The sequence below is a fragment of the Halomonas sp. BN3-1 genome (assembly GCF_003056325.1).
Classification (GTDB): domain Bacteria; phylum Pseudomonadota; class Gammaproteobacteria; order Pseudomonadales; family Halomonadaceae; genus Halomonas; species Halomonas litopenaei.
In genome coordinates this window covers 1-3,668 of record NZ_PYVV01000030.1, presented here as the reverse complement: position 1 = coordinate 3,668, position 3,668 = coordinate 1, and the positions used below count along the sequence as shown (strand labels likewise).

Below are 3,668 nucleotides of genomic sequence, written 5' to 3'. Positions count from 1 at the left end.
CTTCGATGGTGGCAGCGAACTGGGTACCGCCGTTGCGGATGACAGCGGCCATTGGAGCTACACCCCGGCCTCGGAGCTCGGCGAGGGTAGCCACAGCCTCACCGCTACCGCCACCGATGACGCTGGCAATACCTCGGAGCCGAGCGACGCCTTTGAACTGGTCGTCGACACCACCAGCCCCGGTGGCGACGCCGGCACCGACGCCCCGACCCTGGCAATCGCAGAGGCCGAGGACGACGACAGCATCGACGCCGATGAGCTGGCCGATGGTGTTCAGGCCAGCGTCGGCCTGACGGACGGTACCCAGGTCGGGGACACCATTACGCTGAGCGTCACCGATGCCGATGATGTGACCTCCGAGGTTTCCTATACGGTCACGGCGGACGACGTCTCCAATGGCAGCGCCACGGTGATGATTCCGAGCGATGCGCTGGCAGACGGCGACTACAGCGTCGCGGCGGTGATTACCGACGCCGCCGGCAACAGTTCAGCACCGTCCAACAGCATCGACTTCACTGTGGATGCGACCAGCCCCGGCGGCGACGCCGGCACGGACGCCCCGAGCCTGGCAATCGACGAGGCTGAGGACGACAGCATCAACGCCGATGAGCTGTCCGATGGCGTTCAGGCCAGCGTCGGTCTGACCGCCGGCACCCAGGCCGGGGACACCATTACGCTGAGTGTCACCACCGCCGACGACGTGACCTCCGAGGTTTCCTACACCGTGACGGCAGACGACGTCGGCGCAGGTAGCGCCATGGTGGTGATTCCGAGCGATGCGCTGGCAGACGGCGACTACAGCGTCGCGGCGGTGATTTCTGATGCCGCCGGCAACAGTTCAGCACCGTCCAACAGCGTTGGCTTCACTGTGGATGCGACCAGCCCCGGCGGCGATACCGGCACGGACGCCCCGACTCTGGCAATCGACGAGGCTGAGGACGACAGCATCAATGCCAGTGAGCTGTCCGATGGCGTTGAGGCCAGCGTCGGCCTGACCACCGGTACCCAGGCCGGGGACACCATCACGCTGAGCGTCACCGATGCTGATGACGCGACCTCCGAGGTTGTCTATACGGTCACGGCGGACGATGTCACCAATGGCAGCGCCACGGTGGTGATTCCGAGCGATGCCCTGGCAGACGGCGACTACAGCGTCGAGGCGGTGATTTCTGATGCCGCCGGCAACAGTTCTGCCCCGTCCAACAGCATCAACTTCAACGTGGATGCGACCAGTCCTGGTGGTGACGCCGGTACGGTCGCTCCGACCCTGGCGATTGCCGAGGCCTTGGACGACACCATCAACGCCGCTGAGCTTTCCGATGGCGTTGAGGCCATCGTCGGACTGACAGAAGGCACCCAGGCCGGGGACACCATTACGCTGAGTGTCACCACCGCCGACGACGTGACCTCCGAGGTTCCCTACACCGTGACGGCAGACGACGTCACTGGCGGCAGCGCCACGGTGGTGATTCCGAGCGATGCGCTGACAGACGGTGACTACAGCGTCGAGGCGGTGATTACCGACGCCGCCGGCAACAGTTCTGCCCCGTCCAACGGCGTCGACTTCACTGTGGATGCGACCAGCCCCGGGGGCAATGACGGTTCCGACGCCCCGACCCTGACCATCGACGAGGCTAACGAGGCGGACGACGACTCCATCAACGCCGACGAGCTGTCCGATGGGGTTCAGGCAAGCGTCGGCCTGACGGACGGCACCCAGGCCGGTGACACCATCACCCTGAGCGTCACCGATGCCGATAACGTGACCTCCGAGGTTTCCTATACGGTCACGGCGGACGATGTCACCAATGGCAGCGCCACGGTGGTGATTCCGAGCGATGCCCTGGCAGACGGCGACTACAGCGTCGAGGCGGTGATTTCTGATGCCGCCGGCAATAGCTCAGCGGCCTCTTCCCCCGCTGTCGAATTCCGCGTGGACACTGCCGCGCCTGCGGTACCGAGCATCACGACGGCCTCGGACGACGTGGGCGATGTGACCGATCCGCTTGCCAGCGGTGACAGCACCGACGACACCACCCCGACGCTGTCCGGTACCGCAGTGGCGGGCAGCACGGTGACCATCCTCGATGGTGACAGCGTGCTGGGCACCGCGGTTGCGGATGACAGCGGTCATTGGAGCTATACCCCGGCCACAGAACTCGGCGAGGGCAGCCACAGCTTTACCGCTACCGCCACCGATGCTGCCGGTAATACTTCCGATCCGAGCGACGCCTTTGAACTGAGCGTCGACACCACCAGCCCTGGTGGTGACGCCGGCACAGACGCCCCCACCCTGGAGATCGCCGAGGCCGCGGACGGCACCATCAGCGCCGATGAGCTGGCCGATGGCGTTCAGGCGATCGTCGATCTGACGGACGGCACCCAGGCCGGGGATACCATTACGCTGAATGTCACCACCGCCGATAACGAGACCTCCGAGGTTACCTACACGGTCACAGCGGACGACGTTACCGATGGCAGCGCCAAGCTGATGATTCCGAGCGATGCGCTGGAAGATGGCAACTATAGCGTCGAGGCGGTCATTTCTGATGCCGCCGGCAACGGCTCTGCGGCGTCTTCCCCCGCTGTTGAATTCCGCGTGGACACTGCCGCGCCTGAGGTGCCGAGCATCACGACGGCATCTGACAACGTGGGCGATGTGACCGGCCCGCTTGCCAGCGGCGACAGCACTGACGACGCCACCCCGACGCTGACCGGCACCGCCGAGGCGGACAGCACCGTGACCATCAACAACGGTGACACCGTACTGGGTACCGCCGAAGCCGACGGCAGCGGCGACTGGACGTTCACCCCGACGGACCCGCTGGCCGAAGGTGACTACAGCTTTACCGCTACCGCCACTGATGCCGCCGGTAATACTTCCGATCCGAGCGACGCCTTTGAGCTGGGCGTCGACACCACCAGCCCTGGTGGTGACGCCGGCACGGACGCCCCGACCCTGGCGATTGCCGAGGCCGCGGACGACACCGTCAACGCCGATGAGCTGTCCGATGGCGTTGAGGCCAGCGTCGGCCTGACGGACGGTACCCAGGCCGGTGACACCATCACGCTGAGCGTCACAGATGCCGATGACGTGACCTCCGAGGTTTCCTATACGGTCACCGCGGACGACGTCACCAATGGCAGCGCCACGGTGGTGATTCCGAGCGACGCTCTGGCAGACGGCGACTACAGCGTCGCGGCGGTGATTACCGACGCTGCCGGCAATAGCTCTGCGGCGTCCCCCAGCGTCGACTTCGGCGTGGACGCCGCCGCGCCTGAGGTGCCGAGCATTGGCCAGGTTCAGGACGATGCGGGTGCCCTCACCGGCGCACTGACCAGCGGTGACAGCACCGACGACACCACCCCGACGCTGTCCGGCACCGCCGAGGCGGGTAGCACGGTCGCCATCCTCGATGGTGGTGAGGTCGTGGATACGGTGACGGCAGACGATAGTGGCAACTGGAGCTTTACACCGACGGACCCGCTGGGCGAAGGCAGTCACAGTCTGACGGTCACCGCGACCGATCCCGCCGGCAATACCTCGGAGCCGAGCGACGCCTTCGAGTTGAACGTGGATATCAGCGCGCCAGACGCGCCTGTCATCAATCCTACCGACGGCTCCGTGATCAGCGGGACCGCCGAGCCCGGGAGCACGATTGAGCTCG

The 3,668-nt window shown here is 65.8% G+C and carries 1 protein-coding gene; it reads left to right on the top strand.

The annotated features are described in order from the left end of the window. A partial coding sequence (locus C9F12_RS22105) for an Ig-like domain-containing protein (RefSeq protein WP_205254752.1) occupies positions 1–3,668 on the top strand: 3,668 nt, incomplete at both ends.